We start from the raw sequence: 20,669 nt of genomic DNA, 5'->3' as shown, positions 1-20,669 counted from the left end.
CACTTAGTTAAGTGTTAACCAATTACTGGCCAGTACCTGTCGTAGTACCAGTGCCAGTACCTGTACCAGTCGCGGTTTCAGTACCAGTGCCTGGAGGATTGGTTGTACCTGGATCTTCATCATCGCCACCGTCAGCAGCGACAGCAATTGCGATACCCGCTGCAACAGCGCCCACACCGATAGTGGTTGCGCTTACGCCACCAATACCTGATGACTCAGAGCCTGCTGGCTCTGCGTCTTGTGCAGAAGCCAAGCCTGGGGCCGCTGCTAAAGCAGCTGCAGCAAACAAAGCTGAAAGTTTTTTCATAATTACACCTCTGTGTACACGTTCTACAAAATTCAATCGATTGGCCAATCAATCTTGCGTTGTTAAAAAACGCATTCATGATTGGGTAATACGTTATCAGGTTTCTTATGGTTTGCAAATTATTTTACTGTTTTAACACGATTTTTTCACAACATTGATCATAAGCCTGAGTTAGGCGACACTAACATAATCTAAACGTTTAGAGTTGATTATATGAAAATACTATCTTTGACATCCGCTATTGTTGCGTCATTGGCGTTAAACAGTGCTCTGGCGCAAACCGTTGAACCTCAGCCTACACTACATAACCAACTACAAACACAGCAGTTTTCGCTGGGTCAATCGGTCGCTCTACCTTTTGGTAGTGGCTCAGATAACATATCGGCTGAATATGTTATTGCTGAAGGCAGTAAACCAACGCAAGGCTTTTACGTACTGGACAGGCCGCTCAGTAATGGCAAGGTACAGCGCTTTGCGGGCAGTATTTACCATACGCCTGAACACACTATCTATACTCTACAAAATGCCGAGGGTAACTGGGTTAAGGTGTATCAGACAGGCAATCGCACGAAAACTGTGTTAGTCAATAACAAGTACCCAGAACCATTACGTATGCCGGCGACTGCAAAGTCAGCCGATATGACGCAAGCGATTCAGTGGCGCGGCGCGCAGTCGACACCATCCATGCAAGCCGATGCGATTACTACTGATACCGCTTCCGATTCTAGTATTGATACGTTGATTCTGTTTGATCCTCGCTTGCCCGCGTATATGGCTGAGAACGATGCGGTATTTGATGAGGATATTGAGTACGCTGATGCCGTTACCAACTTTGTCTACGAGCAGTCAGAATTATCACTCGCCCATCGTATTGTCGGCGCTCACCCTATTGTATTGCCAAGCACTGAAAATGATTTTGTGGGTGCCCCTTCGACCGATATCTTAGATGAACTCGTTAATAGTGGTATGGCGAGTCGCTTACGCGATCAATATAACGCCGATGTGATTCACTACATTGGGGTGAGCGATGATGTCTGCGGACAAGCGTATGTTGCTTCGGATATCGCTGCCGATAACACCTTTTTTGGCATTTCGCCCGACTTCCACGTCGCGTTTACCACGTACCAATGTTTGGGGACCGGGACTTTCCCCCACGAGTTAGGTCATAACATTGGTTTGCTGCACGACCGCTATACGTTGGACAATAATGAGCAAGGTTCTGGCTCACAAATCGATAACCACATCCCTTACGGCTATGTTGACCCCGATGGTGAGTTTTACACCATTATGGCGTATGGCTCGAGCTGTCGCGAGGTGGCACCGAACGGTACCTGTAGTCGCGAGGCGCTCTATTCAAGTCCCGATTTAGATATTAATGGCACGCCTGCCGGTAAATCCGAAGCGGAGGTTGATGCGGCTAATGCGGCTAAAGCGACGACCTTAACCACCCCATGGACGCGCCGCTTCCAACGTTGGAATGATTATTTAAATGTCGGTGTTGCACTGGACGGCGGTAGCGTTCAATTGCAACTACCGGACGACTCTGTTAGTGAGTATCTTGTTGTTAATCGTAATTGTCATAGTAACCGCTATTTTACTCAGCAACAGATCGAGAACGGCGAGACCATCACCGGCTCGACACTCACGGGCGCTATTGAGCCGGGCAATTTGGGTATTTGTGTATTGGTCCCTTCAGACGATAACGGTTACCAGCTCATTGGTGAGTTTTCTGCTTCTGTCTCATCAAGCGGTGGCAACGACGCGTTTATCTTTACCGATAACAACGTGTTAACCGCAGGTGTGGGTGATGCACAGTCGTTCACCGTCTTGCTCAGCGACGATAGCATTCTTAATTCGAATATTGAGTTAGCGACGTACTTTGATGAATCGATGGGTCGCCCAAGCATCAGTGAGGGTATTGCTCAGGCGGGTGAATGGTTTGATGTCTCGGTATCGGGCAGTGGTGCTGAACGTACGCTGACTATTACGCCGAAGCGTTCTCAGGCGGCGATTGCGGCAGAATTGGCGGATACCGACCAACGCAATGTATTTCAGCTGCCACTGCGCGTAGTAAACACTAACTTCTCCGAATACAGCGTATCGAGCATGATTTGGTGGGAAGGTCCTGCGAATAATGATATCCCTGTCACAGGTTACCTCACGCAAGGCTATGAGATCGTATCGGACGAGGCGGTTAGTTTATCTGCTGAGTTAGTCAATGTACCTACGAATGTTACACCGACCTATTCGATTGGTGGTGATGTCAGCATTGATAACCTAGCGGTGACGCAAACCAACCGCACTACGACGCCGCAAGGTGACGTCATTACTCTCAGTGTTGAAGGTGATGCGACGAGTATCGCCGATACGGGTACAGTGGTTATTGTTGCTGACTTGGGTGTTCAAGGTGCACCGGATGTGACGATTCCGATTCGTGCGTACAGTAACAACCAGCCTGCAATTTTGAGTTTTACCGCAAGTAGCGACACCATTCTTGAGGATGAGCCGTTTACTTTGACCGTCACGCTGAATGAGCCGAGCGATACGTCGTTCTACGATACCCTGACCGTTGAGCAACGTTTACCGGGCCGTGACAACGCGGTGTTTGATCCGACTCGTAGCGATGGCAACGTGTTTGAGTTTGATATTCCGGGGCAAGCCTCGGGCGCTTATGACTTTGTTGCCAGTGTAAACGATGGCAACGGTAACTCGGTCATGGATACCATCAGCATTTCAGTTGAAGCGATTGAACCGGTTGCTGTTGATGCGATGAGTTTCTCGCCTTCAAGCGTGCGCGCAGGTGGTGCAACAACGGCCACGATTACGACATCGGGCAACTTGGATTTAGATACCACCGAATGGTCTGTTGATGACAGCTCCGTCACTATTAGTAACGAGGATCTGACCTCTGCGCGCTTAAGCTTTAGTGAGCAAGGCACTTATACCGTGTCGGTCACCGTCACTGATACTGCCGGTAATACGGATACCTTTGAGGAAACTATCGATGTTGCGGCGGCACCAACGACCACAACGGGTGGTAGTTCAGGTGGCGGCAGTAGTGGTGGTAGTACAGGTTGGTTGATGCTGCTGTTACTGGCAGGCTTGGGTGGAGTCAAGCAAGGTTGGATAAAAAAGCGGGGCCGTTAAGCCCCGCAAACCACCTTGCTCGGAGTGGAAACCTTAGAATTTGTAGGTGATACCCACGCGGAATTCGTTGTCGATATCGTCGAAATTGCCCCGGAAACCGATATCGGCAGCGAAACGCTGATCAAAGTTGTAACGCACTTTGGCGCCCACTGACGCATAACCGTCTAGTGCTGAGTCGTAGGTTGCATCAAACATGGCTGTTGCTTGCGTGCTTAAGCCGATTTCAGTACCGATACCCACGTAGCCACCCGTATCATCGGTATTACCAAAATCGTAATGGCTCATGCCGCCTTTCAAGAACAACGGGCTGTTGCTCAACAAATATTGGCCGCCTAAACGCGTACCAAAATCACCAATATCAAACGCCTCACCTTCAATCACCCAATGTGAATCGATTTGACGTGATGCTTTGATGTAAAAGTCTGAATCACCAAAATCGTTGTAACCACCGCTAACATAGTTACGATCTTCTGCGTGTGCAGTGAGCGCGACCGATGCGGCTAGGATACCTGTGAGTGCTATAATACGTTTCATCATACTGCCTCCTGTTGAGTCTTAATTCTATTATGCGGTTCCTCAGATATTTGGCTAGGCTCACCGGCGTAAAGGTTTTGAAAAGGCAAAAAAAAAGAGCAAGCTCAATGGCTTGCTCTTTTCTATCAACGCGCTCGTTAGAAGCGTGTGCGTGCGTTACGAAACATGCGCATCCATGGGCTATCCTCGCCCCACTCATCGGGATGCCAGCTGTTCGCAACAGTGCGGAATACACGCTCGGGGTGCGGCATCATTGCCGTCACGCGGCCATCGCGACTGCTGACCGCGGTAATACCACTCGGTGAGCCGTTCGGATTGGCAGGGTACTGCTCTGCCACGTCGCCCCAGTTGTCGATATAGCGCAATGCTACCTGACCCGCTTGCTCAAGTTGTGCTTGTTGGTCAGCTGCGGCAAATTCGGCACGCCCTTCTCCATGCGATACGGCAATCGGCATTTTCGAGCCTTGCATACCGTCAAAGAACGCCGAATTTGTCGCTTGTACTTCGACCAAACTAAAGCGCGCTTCAAAACGTTCGCTGCGGTTGGTGACAAAACGCGGCCAATGTTCAGTACCCGGAATCAGGCTTTTCAGTGTTGAAAGCATCTGGCAACCGTTACACACGCCTAACGCTAGCGTATTGTCGCGGTTAAAGAACGCTTCGAACTGATCACGTGCGCGTTGATTAAATAGGATGGATTTAGCCCAACCTTCACCGGCACCCAGTACATCGCCGTAGGAGAAGCCACCGCAGGCAGCCAGCGCTTGCATCTCATCAAGGGTGACACGCCCTGTTAAAATATCACTCATGTGCACGTCTACGGCTTCAAAACCAGCACGGTCAAAAGCCGCAGCCATTTCGTAATGCGAGTTCACACCTTGCTCACGCAAGATAGCCACTTTCGGGGCGCTGCCTTTAGCTATATAGGGTGCTGCGATATCTTCATGCACATCAAAGCTTAAATCGGCTTGCAAGCCTGGATCGTCAACCCGTTGTTTAAGCTGGAATTCCTCATCGGCACACACTGGGTTATCACGTAAACGCTGCATTTGATGCGTGGTCTCGGCCCACAACGTACGGTAATGCGTGCGCGATGAGTCAATAACGGTGTCACCGTTAAAGGTCAGTTTAATCTCATCTCGCTCGGTGGGCTGACCGATGACATGGATAGCGTTCTCGAGCCCTGCTTTGTGGAATGCTGAGAGTACGTGTTCACGCTGATCGGCCGTCACTTGTATGACGGCACCGAGTTCCTCGCTGAACAGTGCTGCTAAGGCTTCATCACCTAAATCGCTCAAATCGGCATGGACACCACAGTGACCGGCAAACGCCATCTCAGCCAAGGTCGTCATTAAACCACCGTCAGAGCGGTCGTGATACGCAAGAATACGCCCTTCAGCTATCAGCTGTTGCAAGGTTTCGAAAAATGCTTTGAACTGCGCTGCGTCGTCTAAGTCGGGGGTTTGTTCACCCAGTTGCTTGTACACTTGTGCCAACGCTGAACCGCCTAAACGGTTCTTACCTTGACCTAAGTCGATGGCAATAAGGTGGGTATCACCTTTATCCAGACGCAGTTGTGGCGTCAAGGTGTTGCGTACATCATTGACCCGCGCAAAGGCGGTAATCACCAGTGACAGTGGCGCGGTTACGGCTTTGTCTTCGCCCTCATCTTGCCACTGGGTTTTCATCGACATGGAATCTTTACCCACCGGAATGGTAATTTCCAATGCAGGGCAAAGTTCTTCACCGATGGCTTTTACCGCCTCGTATAAGCCAGCATCCTCACCGGGGTGACCAGCGGCGGCCATCCAGTTAGCTGACAATTTAACGCGTTTTAATTCACCGACATCGGCGGCTGCAAGGTTAGTCAGCGCCTCAGCAACTGCCATGCGCGCAGAAGCGCCATAGTTTAGCAAGGCTAATGGCGTACGTTCGCCCATCGCCATGGCCTCACCATGATAAGTATCGTAAGAAGCGGCAGTAACCGCCACATCGGCAACCGGTACCTGCCACGGACCAACCATTTGATCGCGTGCAACCAAGCCGGTGACCGAGCGATCACCAATAGTAATCAAGAAGGTTTTCTCGGCGATGCTTGGTAAGCGCATCAGGCGCTCGGCGGCTTCATTGGCATCGATGCTGTCGAGTTTGAGCGTTTCGCCAGCCGCTTGTTGACGTTTGACGTCACGGTGCATTTTCGGTGGTTTACCGAGTAGCACGTCAAGCGGTAGATCAATCGGCTGGTTATTGAATTTAGCATCATTCAACAAGATGGTGAGTTCTTCGGTCGCTTCACCAATTACAGCGTACTCGGCACGCTCGCGTTCACAGATTTGCTCGAAACGCGCCATGTTTTCTGGCGCGATGGCAATCACGTAGCGCTCTTGTGATTCGTTACACCAGATTTCAAGCGGTGTCATACCGGGTTCGTCGTTGGGTATGTCACGTAGTTCGAAGCGGCCGCCCCGACCACCGTCGCTGACGAGTTCTGGCATGGCATTGGATAAACCACCCGCGCCTACGTCGTGAATAAAGGCAATGGGGTTATCTGAACCGAGCTGCCAACAGCGATCGATGACCTCTTGGCAACGACGTTCCATTTCAGGGTTATCGCGCTGTACTGAAGCAAAATCAAGGTCTTCTGCTGACTCGCCCGATGCCATCGACGACGCAGCACCGCCCCCCAGACCGATGTTCATCGCAGGGCCGCCCAACACGACCAGTTTTGCGCCGACGGGGATATCATCTTTTTGCACGTGCGCTTCGCGGATATTACCTAAACCGCCGGCGATCATGATCGGTTTATGGTAACCACGTACTTCGCGACCGTTATGACTATTCACCGTTTGCTCATAAGTACGGAAGTAGCCGGTTAGCGCTGGGCGACCAAATTCATTATTAAATGCGGCACCACCGAGCGGCCCCTCGAGCATGATATCGAGTGCGCTCACGATGCGTGCAGGCTTACCGTAGTTTTCTTCCCACGGTTGTTTGAAGCCCGGAATGTTTAAGTTAGAGACGCTAAAGCCCACCAAACCTGCTTTGGGCTTTGAGCCGATACCGGTGGCGCCTTCATCACGAATTTCTCCACCCGAACCGGTCGCTGCGCCGGCATAAGGGGCAATCGCTGTCGGGTGATTGTGCGTCTCGACCTTCATCAAAATATGGATCGGTTCGTGGTTGTAGCTATACGTGGTCGATTCGGGCGCTGGATAAAAGCGCCCTGCTTCGTGCCCTTCCATCACCGCGGCGTTGTCTTTGTATGCCGACAACACATAGTCTGGCGTGACTTCGAAGGTATTTTTGATCATTTTAAATAGCGATTTAGGCTGTGCCTCGCCATCAATGGTCCAATCCGCGTTAAAAATTTTGTGACGACAGTGTTCAGAGTTTGCCTGCGCAAACATGTACAGCTCGATGTCGTTTGGATTGCGCCCCAACTTCTTGAAGTTTTCTAATAGATAGTCGATTTCGTCATCAGCGAGCGCCAGACCGAGCGATACGTTGGCGTCTTCTAAAGCTGAGCGGCCCTCGGCCAGAATATCGACGTTGGACAATGGTGCTGGCTCGGCTTGTTGAAACAGCTTTTCAGCATCACTCATGTGATACAACACGCTCTCGGTCATGCGATCATGCAAAAGCAGTGCAGCTTGTTTTTGCTCTTCGGCTGATAAGTCACCTTCGAGATAATACGCGACACCGCGTTCAATACGATGGACTTCTTTAATATCGCAGTTATGGGCAATGTTGGTTGCTTTTGATGCCCAAGGCGAAATAGTACCAAGACGTGGGACGACTAGAATAAGCGTGCTGGATTCGCTGGGTGATTGTTGTTGAGCGGTGGGGCCGTAGGTTAGCAGTTGCTTGAGAATGTCGTGATGCGCGTCGGAGAGTGTGTTGCGAAGGTGAATAAAGTGCTGATACTCCGCATATAAACTCTTTATGGGGATCCCCGCATGTTTGAGTTGTTCAAGCTTTTTTGTAATTTTGAACGCCGATAAGGCAGGTGAACCACGAAAGATTTCCACGACAACAGTCTCCAACGCTTGTGTAAAATTTGCGCGGCGATTATATCGAAAAATCCCTCTGCCTGCCATGTTTGACTTTGGCTTTTTAAGTGACAGCTTAGGAAGTGATCTGCTAGGATCAAGTTCCACCTGCAAAGGAGTCTTTTATGTCACAACGCCGAATTAATAAGACCGCCAATGATGCTCGTCGCCGCGCTGTTGTTCGTGCACGCCGTAAACGAATTATCGAGCGCCGAGAAAAATGGTTCCGCTTGGTGAAAAAGGAAGGCTCACCCAAGATAGAAAGCTAAGCTTCGGCTTAGCTTTTTACGTTTTTATATGCAGAAAGTTATAGCTTTTTAAGCTTTTCACGTCGTAAAGCGCCCTTACTAGAATTTATACTACATTCAAAATGTATTTTTTACGGTCTTTGACGTCAATTTCTCACGTTAAAGAATATTGACTCTAAATTTTTGTAAATCCGTTTGTTACAGCGATAAACTTCCTCTCGTCAGATTAAGCAACCGGGGCGTCTCGTATGGACACGCAGACATTCGGTGGTTGGTATGTGCTTAAAACGAAACCGCGTCAGGAAGACCGGGCACTGGAAAATCTCAACCGCCAAGGCTTTAAATGTTTCGGACCTAAGTTAAATGTCGAACGCATTGTTCGTGGTAAGCGCAGCTTGCGCACGGAGCCACTCTTCCCTGGATATGTTTTTGTGCAATCTGACGAGCTGGCTGAACAGTTTTATAAACTGCGCAGTACGTATGGGGTACATTCGCTCGTGCGGTTTGGCGACAGAATCCCAAAGCTTCCGCAGTCATGGATAGACACTTTTAAGGGCAAGGATGCCTTGGCGGAAACTCGAGCACCTAAAATCGGCGATCAGGTTGAGATCAACGAAGGTCCGTTTAAAGGTTTTATGGCGAAAGTCATTGGCCTCGATGGCGAATCACGCTGCTTTGTCTTACTCGAGTGGATGCAAAAGGAAGTGAAAGCCTCGTTATCCTACAATGAACTGCAACTGCATTAATGCCGTTATAAACGTCCTTGCTCGTCTAACCATTTCAATGTGTCGTAAAAACGGCGTATATTTCCCACGTATGTGACCGGTTCATCACCCCGTGCGAAGCCAAATTTGGTTTGGCGATAAAACTGCTTTTGTCGTAATAATGGCAAGCGCTGTTTCACATCCAACCATCGGTCGGGGTTACCGCCTTGTCGCTCTGTTAATACTCGCGCGTCCTCGAGATGACCAAAACCAATGTTATAAGCTGCTAAGGCAAACCAAGTTCTGTCGGGCTCTGGAATGCGTGCGGGAATACGTTGCAACATACGCTCGAAATAACGCGCTCCACCGCGGATGCTTTGTTCTGCATTGAGCCGACTCTTAACCCCCATGGCTTTAGCAGTTGGTAGTGTCAACATCATCATGCCGCGCACGCCGGTTGGCGATACCGCGCGAGGATTCCACAGTGACTCTTGATACGAAATCGCCGCTAACAAACGCCAGTCGAGCTCTCCCGAATGTTGTTTAAACAGATCGATGTATTTTGGAAGCTGCTGCTCGACCGCATCAATAAACAAGCTGGTAGTGACGTAATTAAACTGCTTTACATGACCAAAGTGTTTTTCTTTCAGGTACGCTAAGCGCCCGCTATCACGTACTTCACCGAAATACTCAATGACTGCGGCATACAGTGAATCGTCCGATGTACTTTTCAATGCCCAAGCAACTTGTAGCTCACGTTGGGTAGTGAATGCCACGCTCAGACCCGGATGCGCGCGTCGTTGCACCTCGAGTTGGTTGCTATCGGCGATGGTGTAGTCAATTTCCTCGCGATCGACCATGCGCATCAGTTCAACGGCATCATGGTCACTGGTTGAGCGCCATTTTAAATCCGGGAATTCGTCTTCAAGGGCGCGTAAAAACTCTTCATGGGAGCTGCCCTGTACCACCACAATCTCGCCATCATCGACTTGCGCCCAGTCGCGTGGACGTTGCCTTGAGCCTTGCTTAAATATGAGTTTATGACTAATTTCATCATAGGGCGGCCCGAATCTAAATAACTCGCGACGGTTAGCGGTTTCATCTAAGCCCGCGGCGACAATATCCACCTCTCCGCGTTGCAACAGCGCAAACAGATCAGCGACATCAAACCGAGGCACCATGCGCACTTCAACGCCCATGCGACGGGCAAAACGTTGTGCGAGTTCATACTCGAACCCCTGCTCGACTTCATGATCGTAATAGAAGCTGGTGGGATTCATTAGTGTCCCCACCCGCAACACTTGCCGTTCTTTAACGATTTGTAGTTGGTTGGGCGTGGGCTGCGGCGTACAGCCTTGCAACCCGAGTAAAAAGGTTACTAACAGCGCCGCTCCACACCACTTTACTACCACTGACTTCATCTACAGTGACTCAAGTGTCCAGTTAACGTATAGATTAACGCCAGTTTTTAGTGCATCTTCGTCGGCATAAAAGTACGGCGAGTGATTACTCGGCTCTGAGGCCATATCACGATCTTCGGGCGTTACGCCTAAGAATACGAACATCCCCGGTACTTCTAACGCATAGTATGAGAAATCCTCAGCACCTGTCACCAATGGCACTTCTTTCACGTTGTCTGCGCCAGCGATTTCACGGGTAATAGGCAGCATTTCCTCAACGAGGTCAGGGTTATTAACCGTGACAGGATAGCCTAAATCGATTTCAACATCGGCTTCTGCGCCATTGGCCTCGGCAATGGTTTCCGCTGTGTGCGTCAGACGTTTATGAATATCCGAACGAATATCCATATCGAAATTACGGATGGTACCTATTAAGGTGACATCATCAGGAATGATGTTGTTGCGCACGCCGCCTTCGACAATACCAAATGATACGACAGCAGGTGCTTTAGTGATATCCGTTTGGCGGCTGATAATCGTTTGCGCGCTATTAATAATCTGCGCTGATGTCACAATCGGATCAACGCCCGCCCAAGGACGTGAACCATGGGTCTGTTTACCTTTGACGGTAATCTCAAATTTATCCGATGACGCCATTAATGGGCCTTTACGATAACCAATATGCCCGGTCGGGAAGCCCGCCCAAACATGAATACCGAATACGCGCTCAGGTTTATAGTTCGGGAACACATCACTAAACAGGCCCTGTTTTAGCATCAACTCGGCTCCGCCTTCCTCACCTTCAGGCGCACCCTCTTCTGCAGGCTGGAAGATGAACAGTACGTTGCCGTTGAGTTCATCACGCATACTGGCGAGCTTTTCAGCTGCTCCCATCAACATAGCGACATGGGTATCGTGTCCACACGCGTGCATGACACCGACTTCCTTACCGCGATAGGTTGACTTCACAGTTGATTTAAATGGCACATCGGTTTTTTCAGTGACCGGTAAGGCATCCATATCGGCGCGTAGCGCCACCGTTGGGCCATCACCACGGCCTTTTAACAGTCCCACCACACCGGTGTGAGCGATATCCGTTTTTACTTCTAATCCAAGTTCGCGTAGATGGTTAGCCACCATCTTGGCCGTTTCGTATTCACGGTTACTCAGTTCAGGGTTCGCGTGAATATGACGACGCCAATCAATCACTTGTTGTTCCAGGTTACTATCAATCATCACCGGTGATTGCTGTTGTGCGTGCGTTGGTAGCGCCCAAGCGCTTATTACCGCTGCCGTTGTCAGTGCAAATGCCCAGTTCTTCATTGTTGTTCTCCCTGTGATGGGGGTTGGCCGCAAAATTTGGATGTCTTTAACCTTAGTCTGCGCTAAAATCGCTGCCATGACAACTGATGAAATCTACATGCAACGCGCCCTTGAATTGGCGCAAAAAGCCGCTGACGAGGATGAGGTGCCGGTCGGTGCCGTACTGGTGCTTGATGACACGATTATTGGCGAGGGCTACAACCAGGTCATCACGTTATCGGATCCCAGTGCCCATGCCGAGGCACAAGCGATTCGTGCGGCGGGTAAACAGGTGGACAACTACCGTCTGGTCGACTCGACGTTGTACGTCACTTTGGAGCCGTGCGCGATGTGTGCTGGGCTGATTACCCATGCGCGTGTCAAACGCTTGGTATTTGGTGCCCCCGATCCGCGAACCGGTGCGACAGGCACGGCGATTGAAGTCCTTAATCATGCCTCAATGAACCACCGCGTTGAAATAACGTCTGGCGTGTTAGCGGAGCCCTGCGGCGATATTCTGCGCCAATTTTTCAGGGCTCGCCGAAACAAGGCTTCAGCCGATAGCCGCACCGGTGATGGCAAAGGCAACGATTGACGCACCGCCCGCCAGCAACGCATAAGGTAGTTGCGTGCGTACGTGGTCGATGTGCTCGGTACCGGATGCCATGGATGCAATGATGGTGGTGTCAGAAATCGGCGACGCATGATCACCGAAGATACCGCCCGATATCGCTGCCGCGATAAACGGTGCCAACGGCAAATTGAGCGACATTGCGATAGGAATCGCCAGTGGTAGCATGATGGCGAAGGTACCCCAGCTTGAACCAATAGAAAAGCCCGTTAATGCTGCCAGCACGAATATCAGCGGTAACAACATCCAAACCTGTATGCTGCCATCCAGAATCGAGGCTAAAAACTCGCCCGTTCCCATATCACGCGTTAGACCACCTAAGGTAATGGACAGCCACAAAATAACGGCGAGTGGTAAAATGTTCCATGCCCCCTGCAAGGCTGCTTTGATAATGGTGAGTAGCGACGTTTTACGTACCCATTTTGTACCCACGATGGCAATCGCCAGCGCAGTATAGATAGCAGTAAATACGCTTAGGGTGCCATCGCCTTTAACCAGCACACCGTTGCCCGTAATTAATAACATCACCGGTACCATCACCACGAGGCTCAACAGCGACGTTAATACGACAGCCGTGCCCTTGCCATAACTCGGTTTACTTTTACCTTCTTCACCCCAATTATGTTTAGATACGCGATCGGGCTGTGCGTTACGCTCAAACGCTTTCATCGGACCGATGTTCCAGTCAAACCACGCCACTAAAAGCGCCAGCAGAACTGCAAAGATAGCGTAGAAGCTAAAGCCTAACGACTGAATAAAGACCCATAAGGGTTCTTCAACGCCTTGTTTAGCAATCAATGTGAGGTTAAACGCACCCCAGGCGTTGAGTGGAATTAAAATACAAATCGCAGCACAGGTGGAATCCACGATGTAGGCGAGTTTTTCGCGCGAAATGCCCAAGCGATCGTAGAGTGGACGCGAGGTTGTGCCGGCAATCATAATAGTGACATTGGATTCGATAAACACCACGACGCCCAGTACCCACGTCATCATCCGTGCGCGCCGTTTATTTTCGACCCACTGACGCTGTTCCAGTTTTTGCACGAACTGCTTAAAGGTCCCGCCCTTTTCTAGCACGCCAAATAAGGCGCCAATGCCCAATGTAAAGAACCATACTAGCATGTTGCTGCTATCAGTCAGCGTACTCCAACTCGACCACCAAGTACCTTGCGCCATACCTTGGATGGACGGCCAAAATAGAATGATATTAGCGAGTAAGATACCGCCAATCAGTGCCAGTAGAACGCGTCGCGTCACTATGGCAAAAATGATGGCAAGTAGTGAAGGTAGTAAACTGGTCCAGCTCAGTTCCATAGTGGCTTTTATCTAATAAGTGATTGAGCGAGGTTAGCGGAATTAGCGGTGGGCGGCAAGATATGAAAATAAAAAGGCCGCTCAAATGAGCGGCCCTTGTCGCTGTTTTATGACGTGTGCTTAGAATTTGTATTCGAAGCCTACACGTACTGACCACAATGAAGGCGCACCTGCACGTGATTGAACACGTGGGTCACGGAAGCTTTCAAATACGTACTGGCCTTGGTCGTTGATGCTCACATCAGCCACCGTCACAGCACGTGGGAAGCTCGCTTCATACAATACACCCCAGTCGTCGTTCAACAAGTTACCGAGGTTTTCAACAACGAAGAAGGCTGACGCTTCGTGGTCGCTGCTGAATGCAGGTAATTGTTGTTCCATACGGAAATCAACTTTGGTCCACCACTTCGAGTTGAACTCGTTACGCGGTGCGATACCGCCTGCGTACTCACCTAATCCTTGTGAATTGATGAAGTCAAAGAACGCTTGCGTATCAAACGGGTTACCGTCGTCATCCATACCTGCTACGAAGTTAGGATCATCAGCACCGGTTGGTACGTACAGTAACTGGCGACCTTGGTAAGCAACATCACCAAATGCGCCGTCAGACATCGTGAACGAGTATGGACGACCTTCGTTACGCGTAGCGAATAAGGTCATGGTGTTCTCGTAACCCATGATTTCTGATGTGTACGTTGCACGGAACGTGAAGCGGTGTGGGATCTCGTAGTTAGAGGTCGACACGCCTGGGTTCTGCGGGTTCGCGGTTGCTAAGTTAGTGTAGTTAGAGAACGCCACTGAGCTGGTCATTGGGTTCACATCTTCTGCACGGTTGTAAGCGTATGCGAAGCTCCAGTCTAAACCGAAGTCATATGACTTGTTCAATGCCAATGACACAGTCGTTTGTGAACCAGAATCGCCTTTAACATTGGTCAACAAGAAGTCATCGCCTTGGTCACGACCGTCAGTAGACAGTTCGCTGAAGATAGGACGACCATCTGGTGCTGTACCCGTTTGCTCTAAACCAAGGTTGTAGATAACCGCGGCGTCTTTCTTCTCAGTGTGTAAGAAGTCAACCAATAACACGTAGTCGTTATCGAACGTGTAAGTTGCACCCAACGCGTATTTCCACTCGTTTGGCAATTCGAAGTTTGGATCCATGGTGTTGATTGGACCTTCACCGTTCGCATTAGCGACTTCGTCAAACAGGTTTTGTGGAATGTCGTAGATTGGACGACCTTCACCTGTGTGAGGAATGTTGAATAAGGTGTTACCGCCTGCGAAGAAATCATCAAATAGGTTCGCTTCGTACTGAGTGACACCGTTGTTTGAGTAATTGTTAGAGATCCATACGTTCGGGTTGCCGCCTGAATACAAGCCAACGCCACCACGTACTTCTAACTGTGGGCTCACAAACCAGTTGAAGCCAAAACGTGGTTGCAGTAAGTCCTGGCCGTCCATGTTTTGCTGGTTAGAGAAACCATAAAGGTCTTCTACCAATGGGTTGTTTACTGGGTTATCGCTGCTGGTGTACCAGTCATAACGCAAACCGTAAGTAAAGGTGATGTCCATTGGTGCGTAGTAGTACTCATCCTGCACGTACGCCGTGTTTACAGCGTAAGAGAATTCTGCTGCCGCGTCCGTTGGGTTATTCGTACCTGCTGCGCTTTCATAGATTACGCGGCTTGGTGTGCCGGCTTCAAACGCATCGATAGAACCGAAGCGGTATTCACCTTGAGCTTCTTGTACGAACAAGTTGTAAACGTCGTATTTCTCTTGCTCAATACCAGCAGAGATGATGTGGTCGCCCGCAAGGTAAGTACCTTTTAATTTGAAGAACGTCGTGTCGTACTTCAATTTGTTTGCGTGACGCGAGTCATCTGCACCCAAGTATACGGTTGCATCGTTAACGCCGATTTGAACTTCACCAAACTCGGTGCCGCCTAATGGGTTAACACGTGCGTCTAACTCTGAGTAACCGACACGTACTTCGGTTGAGAAGTTATCCGTCCAGTCAGAGAAGAACTCACCAACATATGAAGTGAACTTAGAACCACGCTCATAGAAGTGGTTTGAGAACTCAAGCTCGTCTGCATCGCCGTCTGATTCGGCAATTGAGAAGCCGTCGTTGTAGTTGTACGTGAATGATGCACGGTGCGCGTCATTGATGTACCAATCTAACTTAGCAAGAAACTTCTCGTCTTCGACTGGCAAGCTCGCAGGGAACGTGCCTGGGTCGTAGTTGTAGTTGTTGATCGCGATTTGACGAATACGTTCTGCGTCTGCTGCAGACACACCCAATACAGGTGATGCTACGCCGGTGCCTTCTGGGCCGCGGTCAAAGGTGTCAGAACCTTCAAGTTTTTCGTATGAGGTAAAGAAGAACAATTTGTCTTCTAAGATAGCGCCGCCGACATTAAAGCCGTAACGTTTTTCGTTGAATGCGCCTACGTTAATAGTATCGCCTTCAAGCTCACTACCTTGTAATGAATCGTTGGTGTAATCAAAGAACACACCACCGAACATTTCGTTGTCACCTGATTTGGTAACAGCGTTGATGTTACATGCGGTGAAACCACCGTATTGCACATCAAACGGTGCGAATTCTACTGCAACCTGTTCGATCGCATCATAAGAGAAAGGCATACGCTCTGTTGGATAACCGCTTGAGTTCAAGCCGAAGTTATCGTTCATACGCACACCATCAACAGTCAAGCTGTTGAAACGCGGGTTTGCGCCACCACACTGGATGTCGCCTGCGTTGGTTTCGTTGATGTAGATGCGTGGGTCGATACGTACTACGTCTTTTAGGTCACGGTTAGCGGCCGGGGCGTCTTGCAAATCTTCGAGGTTGAAGTTTGCCGCAGGGCTGTTGCTACCGTACAACGCGTTAGTCGGTGCTGTACCAGTAACGCTGATTGTTTCGATATCTTGCGGTTCGAGTACCACATTTACGGTCTCTGAGTCACCCAACGTGAGGTAAACGTTTTCGATGACTTGGCTTTGGCCGTTAGGACCTTTAACCATCAAAGTGTATGGACCACCCACAGGCAAACCACGTGATGAGAACGTGCCTTGTGCGTTAGTCGTTAAGGTTTTGACTGAGCCAGTGCGTTCATCACGCAACTGAATAGTTGCACCGCTAATGATGGTACCTGATTCTGCAGTGACAACACCACGAATGCTCGATGAGGTGTCTTGTGCAAGCGCGGCACCTGATACAGTCATTGCAATGGCGGCTGCCAATGCGGTGCGCTTAAAAGTTGAATTAAACATGTGTGTTCATCCCCGTTTGTTCAACACTGTTGTTATGTGATTCAGTCCGTGAAGTGTAAATCTCGATCATGTCAGTTCTGTGACATGACTAAAAAAAAGCCCCTCAACAAAATTGAGGGGCTCTGAGCCTTAGAACTCGTAGCGTACGCCGAGTTTGACAGACCATGATGATGCACCAATATCGTACTCATCGTAGTTTTGTGGCGCGTAACCATTGTGCAAACGCTCAATCTGGTAACGACCATCATCCGATAGGCCGCCGAAGTCATACAGGTTGACCTGCGGATAACCTAAACGCTCTTCAACACCCCAATCGCTGTTAAGCAAGTTAGCGAAGTTGTCGATGGTGAAGTACAAGGTACCACGGTGACCTTCAGCAAAACCTGGGATCTGTTGCTTGATGCTCAAGTCGATATCAGTAATCCATGGCTGAGTACCGCTGTTACGGTCCATGATGTAACCGCCTGGTGCGATACCGGCACGTTCAAGTACTGCGCTCAACTCGTCCCAAGATACTGAGTTCGCCCAATCTACATTTGGATCGTTTGGACCTGATGGGATGTAAGCGAGGTAAGCTGACTGCGAGTAGAAGTCAACGGTATCGCCGAAGTCGCCATCTTGGTACATGCTCATAGTGTAGCTGAACGGACGACCTGAACGACGCTCATAGAATAAGTTGATGTTGGTTTTATAACCATCAAAGAATTCTTTCTCGTAACCTAAGGTAACTTTGAAGCTGTGCTCGATTTCGTAGTCACCACGTGCAGAGAACGGTTGATTACGTGTTTTAACTACGTAGTGCTTGTAGTTACTTTCTGCTTGTGAAGAAGAACCAGGTGATACTTCTTCAACGTCTTGGTGCGTGTAGCTCATGGTCAAGTTAAGACCGTTATCCCACTGCTTAGCCAAAGACTGAGTGAAGATATAGCTGCGACCATGCTCTTCTGCGTTGGTCATCATGATATCGAAGTTATCTGAGCGGTTGCCGCTGTAGATGCTTTCGTAGATAACACGCTCACCGTCTGCTGTTGTATCAACAGGCGTCAACGCAGTGTTCAACCATACCGACTCGTCTTGCTTACGCACGTACAAGAATGACGTTGTTGCGCGGAAGTCGTCACCCACCATTGGGATATCGAAGCTGTAATCAGCTGCTAACTGTGCACGCCAGTCGCTTGGCAATTCAAAGTTAGGGTCGATGTAGTTGGTGCTACCAGCGCCTTGCTGCAGTGAATCTTGGATCGCTTGTGGTACTTGTGTGAAGTCCGCAGGATCTGAGCTGTTAGCAAAGTAATCGTTGATGAAATCGCTGTTTGCAGCTACCAACGTGATACCGTCTTTAGTGAACGGGTTACTGTACCAAACGTTCGGTACACCGCCGTAGAAACGACCTAAACCACCACGTAACGTGACGTCGTCGTTCAAGTAATACTTGAAGCTCACGCGTGGCAATACGATGTCCATACCGTCAAGGTTTTCTTGGTTAGAGAAACCGTAGGTATCAACAAAGTTTTGGTTCAAGGTTGGCTTGTCATCTGATGACAAACGCTCGTAACGAACACCGGCTGTCAACTCGAAGTCAGTTGTTGGGTAGAAAGTATCTTCTACATACAGCGCTGTGGTGTAACGCACTGCATCATAAGCTGCGTCTTCTGGGTTACCTGTAAACGCGTTTTGGTACGAGAAGTCATACGTACCGTTGTAGTTACCCACTTCACGGTTTTCGAAACCTTCAAGGCTATCGAATTCCCATGCACCTAAGCTCTCTGGTACAAACTTATTATATAAGCGAAGACGCTCATACTCTGCACCAAACGCGAGCTCGTGTTCGCCGAACAAATACGTTGCATCAAAGTTGAAGGTTAAGTTCTGGTTCTCAACTTTATTAGCGTGGCGGTATTCGTCAGCACCAAATGCGTAAGACGGACCACGGAAGTATTCCTCTACTGTTACCGCACCAAAGTCAGCGTTGGTGATTGAATCACTAACAACATCTTTATAGGTAATACCCATCTCGGTGATAAAGTTTGCCGACCAGTCACTGTATAAGCGTGCACTGATGTTGCTCATGCGCGTGTGGTAGTCATATACACGAGAGTTTAATACAACTGTATTACCACCGCTTGAGTGACCGCGCATATCTGAGTTGTCTTGCCACTGGTAGGTTAAATCAAGACGATGATCTTGGTTTACGTTCCAGCTTAATTTTGTCAACCACTTACGGTCTTTATCTTCTGGCGCGCCAGGCAATGAATCTTGGATACCATAAGTGCTATCCAAAATGCGCAAGAATTCATCGAAGTTTTCACGTGAGGTGTAGAACTCGTTGCTTGCACCGCTACCTTGGAAACCGTATTGATAATCTAACTCACTGTTCCACTCTTCATAGTTAGTGAAGAAGAACAAGGTGTCTTCGATGATAGGACCACTGAGTGCCATACCAAAGGTTGAAGTTTTTTGAATCGGCTCAACGTCAACGGTTTCATACTCACGGAAACCTTGGTCGTTACCGTCTGATCCGGTAATACGGTTTAAGCGCTTAGAATCGCCTTTCATGTCAGGTGAAGAGTATTCGTAGAAGAACTCGCCTTCAAACTCGTTAGTACCTGATTTTGTTACCGCGTTGATGGTACCGCCAGAGAAGTCGCCTTTCTTACTTGAGAAAGGTGCAACGTCTACTGAGATTTGTTCAATTGAACTCAATGAAACGGGTGGTTGCTCCGTTGGGTAGCCGCCGTAGTTTAGACCGAAGTCATCGTTCTGGCCGATACCGTCAACAGTGATGCTGTTTGAGCGCGGGTTACCACCTGCAATCGACATTTCGCCATTACCACGGATAGATACCAATGGGTTGATGCGCGCGATGTCTTTAAGGTCACGGCTTAGGCTTGGCATGTTGTCGATGGTTTCTTCACCGAAGTTACTGCTCGCGCCGCCGCTCTCTGTCATGATGACTGAGCCAGATACTGAAATACGCTCCATGTCGTTGTTTTTCAGTTGGCTTGTCACACGTAATGTTTCACCCAAAGCAAGATACAGGTTATCGAGCTCTGCATCTTGGAATTTTTCTGAATCGATTACGACTGTGTAAGGGCCACCGACACGCAGACCTTTTGCAGTAAAGGTACCGTCAGCGCTTGTGACAAACTCGTTTACTGTCCCTGTCGGTTCGTGAGTAACGACAATTTTAGTGTTCGCTACTGGGTTTCCTTGTGGGCCTGTGATCATACCGCGCATTGACGATGAAGTCTCTTGGGCCATGACACTCGTCGACATTCCTACTGCTAACGCGATGGCAGCAGAAATACGACTCACCTTGGAGTTGAATTTCATTGAGTTATCCCTGAGGTTGTAATTAAACGTACTAATGGTTTTGGTAAAGCAAGCTCACTAGCAGATGAGCTAAATTTTGAGTGCGCATTTATAACGCTGGAATATGACAACTTGATGACACGAAGGGGCGTGCAGAAAAAACGAGGAGAGGATGCTGGATGTTCTACTTTACAGAAAAACGATTTAGCAACACTTAATGAACCACGATACAACCGTCGATTCAAAACGGGAAAGCTAACTGCGTGAAAAATTTCACGGCAGCGGCTCAACGTGGGCTGTTTGTGAAGAACATTTAAATTCATTAAGCTTCTGCGACATTTTCGTGTCAGATATGTGACATATTTTAATCAATTTTTATCCACTTGCCTAGTGTTTAGGGAACCTTTATTCTTTTGCATTGTCGTAGCGTCCCATTCTGTAGGCT

At 49.2% G+C, this 20,669-nt stretch carries 12 protein-coding genes; 4 read left to right on the top strand and 8 right to left on the bottom strand.

The genetic code is table 11. The annotated features are described in order from the left end of the window. Window positions 1-22 precede the first annotated feature (22 nt). The gene (locus BFR57_RS06495) at window positions 23-307 is read right to left on the bottom strand and encodes a hypothetical protein (protein ID WP_071463193.1); all 285 of its coding nucleotides are present in this window, start codon (window positions 305-307) and stop codon (window positions 23-25) included. A 213-nt stretch (window positions 308-520) separates the two neighbouring features. Here BFR57_RS06495 and BFR57_RS06490 point away from each other — a divergent pair, with 213 nt between their 5' ends. After that, the gene (locus tag BFR57_RS06490; protein ID WP_071463192.1) at window positions 521-3,454 is read left to right on the top strand and encodes a zinc-dependent metalloprotease family protein; all 2,934 of its coding nucleotides are present in this window, start codon (window positions 521-523) and stop codon (window positions 3,452-3,454) included. 33 nt (window positions 3,455-3,487) lie between these two features. Here the strand turns inward: BFR57_RS06490 and BFR57_RS06485 are convergent, their stop codons facing one another. Together BFR57_RS06485 and purL are read right to left on the bottom strand one after the other, a co-directional pair. Then, entirely contained in the window at window positions 3,488-3,991 is a 504-nt protein-coding gene (locus BFR57_RS06485; protein WP_242603679.1) for a hypothetical protein, read from the bottom strand. 134 nt (window positions 3,992-4,125) lie between these two features. Further along, a complete protein-coding gene (gene purL, locus BFR57_RS06480; protein ID WP_071463191.1) occupies window positions 4,126-8,016 on the bottom strand; it encodes a phosphoribosylformylglycinamidine synthase in 3,891 nt (1,296 codons plus the stop codon). 146 nt (window positions 8,017-8,162) lie between these two features. On the opposite strand from purL, the gene BFR57_RS12855 reads away from it, so the two are divergent. Both BFR57_RS12855 and rfaH read left to right on the top strand, forming a co-directional pair. Further along, entirely contained in the window at window positions 8,163-8,306 is a 144-nt protein-coding gene (locus BFR57_RS12855) for a hypothetical protein (protein ID WP_171903946.1), read from the top strand. A gap of 227 nt (window positions 8,307-8,533) precedes the next feature. Further along, complete coding sequence (rfaH, locus tag BFR57_RS06475; RefSeq protein ID WP_071463190.1) at window positions 8,534-9,031, top strand: transcription/translation regulatory transformer protein RfaH; 498 nt, start codon at window positions 8,534-8,536, stop codon at window positions 9,029-9,031. Window positions 9,032-9,036: 5 nt separating this feature from the next. Here rfaH and mltF read toward each other — a convergent pair whose 3' ends face one another. Beyond that, entirely contained in the window at window positions 9,037-10,410 is a 1,374-nt protein-coding gene (gene mltF / locus BFR57_RS06470; RefSeq protein ID WP_143441052.1) for a membrane-bound lytic murein transglycosylase MltF, read from the bottom strand. Further along, the gene (locus tag BFR57_RS06465; RefSeq protein WP_143441051.1) at window positions 10,411-11,712 is read right to left on the bottom strand and encodes an amidohydrolase; all 1,302 of its coding nucleotides are present in this window, start codon (window positions 11,710-11,712) and stop codon (window positions 10,411-10,413) included. A 76-nt stretch (window positions 11,713-11,788) separates the two neighbouring features. On the opposite strand from BFR57_RS06465, the gene tadA reads away from it, so the two are divergent. Then, window positions 11,789-12,286 (top strand): tRNA adenosine(34) deaminase TadA, encoded by a 498-nt coding sequence (gene tadA, locus BFR57_RS06460; RefSeq protein WP_216096900.1) that lies wholly within the window; start codon window positions 11,789-11,791, stop codon window positions 12,284-12,286. Here tadA and BFR57_RS06455 read toward each other — a convergent pair. The 3 genes from BFR57_RS06455 to BFR57_RS06445 form a co-directional block, all read right to left on the bottom strand. Continuing rightward, on the bottom strand, window positions 12,245-13,636 hold the full coding sequence (locus BFR57_RS06455; protein WP_071463189.1) for a Na+/H+ antiporter NhaC family protein: 1,392 nt from the start codon (window positions 13,634-13,636) through the stop codon (window positions 12,245-12,247). The genes tadA and BFR57_RS06455 overlap by 42 nt on opposite strands. Window positions 13,637-13,756: 120 nt before the next feature. Further along, the gene (locus BFR57_RS06450) at window positions 13,757-16,912 is read right to left on the bottom strand and encodes a TonB-dependent receptor (protein ID WP_071463188.1); all 3,156 of its coding nucleotides are present in this window, start codon (window positions 16,910-16,912) and stop codon (window positions 13,757-13,759) included. Window positions 16,913-17,041: 129 nt separating this feature from the next. Then, window positions 17,042-20,245, bottom strand: coding sequence for a TonB-dependent receptor (locus BFR57_RS06445; RefSeq protein WP_071463187.1), 3,204 nt, complete (start codon window positions 20,243-20,245; stop codon window positions 17,042-17,044). Window positions 20,246-20,669: the final 424 nt, after the last annotated feature.

It is taken from the genome of Idiomarina sp. MD25a (assembly GCF_001870515.1).
Classification (GTDB): Bacteria; Pseudomonadota; Gammaproteobacteria; order Enterobacterales; family Alteromonadaceae; genus Idiomarina.
This window is presented reverse-complemented; position numbering and strand designations above follow the sequence as displayed.

Excerpts from the sequence above, each read along its gene's own strand:
- BFR57_RS06495 (WP_071463193.1), bottom strand. The coding sequence starts at position 307 with ATGAAAAAACTTTCAGCTTTGTTTGCTGCAGCTGCTTTAGCAGCGGCC.
- BFR57_RS06490 (WP_071463192.1), top strand. The coding sequence starts at position 521 with ATGAAAATACTATCTTTGACATCCGCTATTGTTGCGTCATTGGCGTTA.
- BFR57_RS06485 (WP_242603679.1), bottom strand. The coding sequence starts at position 3,991 with ATGATGAAACGTATTATAGCACTCACAGGTATCCTAGCCGCATCGGTC.
- BFR57_RS12855 (WP_171903946.1), top strand. The coding sequence starts at position 8,163 with ATGTCACAACGCCGAATTAATAAGACCGCCAATGATGCTCGTCGCCGC.
- rfaH (WP_071463190.1), top strand. The coding sequence starts at position 8,534 with ATGGACACGCAGACATTCGGTGGTTGGTATGTGCTTAAAACGAAACCG.
- mltF (WP_143441052.1), bottom strand. The coding sequence starts at position 10,410 with ATGAAGTCAGTGGTAGTAAAGTGGTGTGGAGCGGCGCTGTTAGTAACC.
- BFR57_RS06465 (WP_143441051.1), bottom strand. The coding sequence starts at position 11,712 with ATGAAGAACTGGGCATTTGCACTGACAACGGCAGCGGTAATAAGCGCT.
- tadA (WP_216096900.1), top strand. The coding sequence starts at position 11,789 with ATGACAACTGATGAAATCTACATGCAACGCGCCCTTGAATTGGCGCAA.
- BFR57_RS06455 (WP_071463189.1), bottom strand. The coding sequence starts at position 13,636 with ATGGAACTGAGCTGGACCAGTTTACTACCTTCACTACTTGCCATCATT.
- BFR57_RS06450 (WP_071463188.1), bottom strand. The coding sequence starts at position 16,912 with ATGTTTAATTCAACTTTTAAGCGCACCGCATTGGCAGCCGCCATTGCA.
- BFR57_RS06445 (WP_071463187.1), bottom strand. The coding sequence starts at position 20,245 with ATGAAATTCAACTCCAAGGTGAGTCGTATTTCTGCTGCCATCGCGTTA.